Raw genomic sequence first — 4,845 nt, 5'->3', positions numbered from 1 at the left:
CCTTGCACCTGCCGTCTATCGACCAGGTAGTCTACCTGGGCCCTTACCGGAAGGAGAACTGATCCCTGGAACGGCTTCCCGCTTAGATGCCTTCAGCGGTTATCCGCGCCGCACGCGGCTACCCGGCCGTGCCGTTGGTCGACAACCGGTTCACCGGAGGTGCGTCCACCCCGGTCCTCTCGTACTGGGGGCAGCCTCCATCGATTCTCCTGCGCCCACGGAGGATAGGGACCGAACTGTCTCACGACGTTCTGAACCCAGCTCGCGTACCGCTTTAAACGGCGAACAGCCGTACCCTTGGGACCTGCTCCAGCCCCAGGATGCGATGAGCCGACATCGAGGTGCCAAACCTTGCCGTCGATGTGGACTCTTGGGCAAGATCAGCCTGTTATCCCCGGAGTACCTTTTATCCGTTGAGCGACGGCCCACCCACTCGGGGCCGCCGGATCACTAGAGCCTGCTTTCGCACCTGCTCGGCTTGTGGGCCTCGCAGTCAAGCCCGCTTGTACTCTTGCATTCAAAAGGACGGTTGCCGACCGTCCCGAGCGGACCTTCGCGCGCCTCCGTTACCCTTTAGGAGGCGACCGCCCCAGTCAAACTGCCCGCCTGGCACGGTCCCCGAGCCGGTTGACGGCCTCGGGTTAGGACGCCGGTCGCGCGAGGGCAGTATTCCAAGGGCGGCTCCCCGGGGGCTGGCGCCTCCGGATCTGTGCCTCCTGCCTATCCTCTACACGCGGGACCAGCGGCCAATGCCAAGCTGCAGTGAAGGTTCACGGGGTCTTTCCGTCCTTCCGCGGGTAAGTCGCATCTTCACGACCAGTGCAATTTCACCGGGTCCATGGTCGAGACAGCGCCCAAGTCGTTGCGCCTTTCGTGCAGGTCGGAACTTACCCGACAAGGAATTTCGCTACCTTAGGACCGTTATAGTTACGGCCGCCGTTTACCGGGGCTTGGCTTCGGGGCTTCGCCGAATCGGCTAACTCCTCCGCGTGACCTTCCGGCACCGGGCAGGCGTCAGACCCTATACGTCGCCTTGCGGCTTCTGCAGAGTCCTGTGTTTTTGGTAAACAGTCGCTTGGGCCTCTCCACTGCGGCCCGCCTCCGCTCCCCGGGCGAGCCGGTTCACGTACGCGCGGGCACCCCTTCTCCCGAAGTTACGGGGCCATTGTGCCGAGTTCCTTGACCATGGTTGACCCGATCGCCTCGGTATGTTCTACCCACCCACCTGTGTCGGTTTGCGGTACGGGCGCGCACGCGCCTGCCTAGGGGTTTTTCTAGGGACCTCGGGCTCACTCGCTTCGCTTAAGTGCTTCGTCCGGAGCCTCGCCCTTCTGCGGACCGGATTTCCCTGGTCCGCGGGCCGCGCTCCATCACGGGGACGTCCAGAACCCCGCCGAGCCACCCCCATCCGTCGCCCCGTCGGTCGTAGCGCCGCGTGCGCGGTGCAGGAATGTCTGCCTGCTGCGCGTCGGCTACGCCTACCGGCCTCGCCTTAGCCCCCGACTGACCCTGGGAGGATTAGCCTTGCCCAGGAAACCTCGGGTTCACGGCGGACGAGTTACTCTCTCGTCTCTCGCTACTCATGCCAGCATTCTCACTCCCATGCGCTCCACCGTCGGTCGCCCTCCGGCTTCTCCGCCCATGGGAAGCTCCCCTACCGATTCTAATGAATTAAAATCCCGCCGCTTCGGTGTCCAGCTTAGCCCCGTGTATTGTCGGCGCATGTCCACTCGACCAGTGAGCTGTTACGCACTCTTTGAATGGATGGCTGCTTCTAAGCCAACATCCTGGTTGTCTGGGCGGACGCACATCCTTTGCCACTCGGCTGGAACTTGGGGACCTTAGCGGGCGGTCCGGGCTGTTTCCCTCTCGAGCACACAGCTTAGCCCACATGCTCTGACTGCCGCGCTCTGGGCCGCCGGCATTCGGAGTTCGGTTGGATTCGGTAGGCGGCGAAGCCCCCTCGTCCATCCGGTGCTCTACCTCCGGCGGTGAACGCGCGACGCTAGCCCTAAAGCTATTTCGGGGAGAACGAGATATCTCCGGGTTTGATTGGCCTTTCACCCCTATCCGCAGGTCATCGCCGCCGTTTTCAACCGACGTGCGTTCGGCCCTCCACGGGGTCTTACCCCCGCTTCAGCCTGCCCACGGATAGCTCACCCGGCTTCGCGTCCGCGGCGCGGGACTCAAGTCGCCCTGTTAAGGCTCGCTTTCGCTTCGGCTCCCTTTCGGTTAACCTCGCCCCGCGCCAGCGACTCGCTGGCTCATTCTACAAAAGGCACGCCGTCACACCATAAAGGTGCTCCGACTGCTCGTGGGCGCACGGTTTCAGGTACTGTTTCACTCCCCTCCCGGGGTGCTTTTCACCTTTCCCTCACGGTACTGGTGCGCTATCGGTCACAGGGTAGTACTCAGGCTTGGATGGTGGTCCACCCAGGTTCGGACCGGGTTTCACGTGCCCGGCCCTACTCAGGGACCGCGTCGCGCCGTCCGGTCTGGGTTCGCGTACGGGGCTGTCACCCGCTGCGGCCGGCCCTCCCATGCCGTTCCGCTCCCCAGCCGGACCTGCGCCCGGGGGCGGCAGCCCCCGGATGCGCGGCCCTGCAACCCCGTCGGCGGAACCCCTGCCGGGTATGCCCGCTCGACGGTTTGGCCATCGGTCCCCTTTCGCTCGCCGCTACTCGGGGAGTCTCGAGATTGATTTCCTCTCCTCCGGGTACTTAGATGTTTCAGTTCCCCGGGTTGTCCTCCCCCCGCCTATGCGTTCGGCGGGGGGATATGCACACCGCTGTGCATGGGTTCGCCCATTCGGAGACCCCCGGGTCGAAGGATGTGTGCTCCTCGCCGGGGATTATCGCAGCTTGCCGCGTCCTTCATCGGCTCCCTGTGCCAAGGCATCCGCCGTGCGCCCGTGGTATCTTGCGGGACCGCTCTCGGGCCCGCGGGATATCCACGTGTCGCTAATTAATCTAATTAATCGATATCATGAATAGCGCTCGTATGTCGCAATTCGGGTATCTCATACCGCGGCACAGTGTCTTCACTGTGCTCGCGATCAGATGCTCCTCACTCATATATAAGTGAATTCTTCTTGTTTGGATCGGATGAATGATTGCTATCATTCTGTCTTTAAAATCGCAGAAAAGAATCGAGTCTGGAAGAAATTGATCTTCCATCTCTCTCCTATCGCTATGCGGCTCTCAAGGTACGCGGGTGCGACCCCGGGGACCGGGTGCTGCGGGGAATCATCCAGGCGACATCCACCGGACGGGCTCCTGCCCTCTATTCGAGTTAAAGTGTTTTCTCTCTAAGAATGTATCTCCCTAGAAAGGAGGTGATCCAGCCGCACCTTCCGGTACGGCTACCTTGTTACGACTTCACCCCCCTCACCCTCCACACCTTCGGCGCCTCCCCCCTTGCGGTTGGGCCGGCGACTTCGGGTGCAGACGACTCGGGTGGTGTGACGGGCGGTGTGTACAAGGCCCGGGAACGCATTCACCGCGGCATGCTGATCCGCGATTACTAGCAACTCCGACTTCATGGGGGCGGGTTGCAGCCCCCAATCCGAACTGGGGCCGGCTTTCCGGGATCCGCTCCCCCTCGCGGGGTGGCATCCCTCTGTACCGGCCATTGTAGCACGTGTGCAGCCCAGGGCATAAGGGGCATGATGACTTGACGTCGTCCCCGCCCTCCTCCGCCTTGACGGCGGCGGTCCCGCGTGGGTTCCCGGCATCACCCGATGGCAACACGCGGCGGGGGTTGCGCTCGTTGCGGGACTTAACCCAACATCTCACGACACGAGCTGACGACAGCCATGCACCACCTGTATGGGCTCCTCTCGGCCACGGGGTCTCCCCCGCTTCACCCATATGTCAAGCCCTGGTAAGGTTCTTCGCGTTGCTTCGAATTAAGCCACATGCTCCGCTGCTTGTGCGGGCCCCCGTCAATTCCTTTGAGTTTTAGCCTTGCGGCCGTACTCCCCAGGCGGGACGCTTAATGCGTTGGCTGCGGCACGGGGGGATCGTCCCCCCACACCTAGCGTCCATCGTTTACGGCTGGGACTACCAGGGTATCTAATCCTGTTCGCTCCCCCAGCTTTCGCGCCTCAGCGTCGGTCTCGGCCCAGAGGGCCGCCTTCGCCACCGGTGTTCCACCCGATATCTGCGCATTCCACCGCTACACCGGGTGTTCCACCCTCCCCTACCGGACCCAAGCCGCGGAGGTTCCGGGGGCTTCGGGGGGTTGAGCCCCCCGCTTCGACCCCCGGCCTGCCGGGCCGCCTACGCGCGCTTTACGCCCAATGAATCCGGATAACGCTCGCCCCCTACGTATTACCGCGGCTGCTGGCACGTAGTTAGCCGGGGCTTCTTCTGCAGGTACAGTCTTGACTCTTCCCTGCTGAAAGCGGTTTACGACCCGAAGGCCTCCGTCCCGCACGCGGCGTCGCTGCGTCAGGGTTCCCCCCATTGCGCAAGATTCCCCACTGCTGCCTCCCGTAGGAGTCTGGGCCGTGTCTCAGTCCCAATCTGGCCGGTCGGTCTCTCAACCCGGCTACCCGTTGTCGGCACGGTGGGCCGTCACCCCGCCGTCTACCTGATGGGCCGCGGAGCCATCCCCTCCCGTCGGGGCTTTAGCCGGGGTGCCATGCGGCACCCCGGGGTATCCGGTATTACCCGTCCTTTCGGGCGGCTATCCCGGGGGAGGGGGCAGGTTCTCCACGTGTTACTCAGCCGTTCGCCACTCGCTTCCCTCCGGAGAGGGGTGCCGTTCGACTTGCATGTGTTAGGCGCGCCGCCAGCGTTCATCCTGAGCCAGGATCGAACTCTCCGTCCAAAATATATGGGC

General features: G+C 63.2%; 2 rRNA genes. Both read right to left on the bottom strand.

The window, feature by feature from the left end:
- Positions 1–2,925 (bottom strand): 23S ribosomal RNA (locus tag ACESWY_RS10185); the annotation flags it as partial.
- A 402-nt stretch (positions 2,926–3,327) separates the two neighbouring features.
- Positions 3,328–4,833: ribosomal RNA gene (locus tag ACESWY_RS10180) — 16S ribosomal RNA — on the bottom strand.
- Positions 4,834–4,845 lie beyond the last annotated feature (12 nt).

Source organism: Collinsella aerofaciens ATCC 25986 (assembly GCF_964237925.1).
GTDB classification, from domain to species: Bacteria; Actinomycetota; Coriobacteriia; order Coriobacteriales; family Coriobacteriaceae; genus Collinsella; species Collinsella aerofaciens_BJ.
The sequence above is the reverse complement of the archived record's forward strand: the minus strand, read 5'-3'. Positions and strand labels throughout refer to the sequence as shown.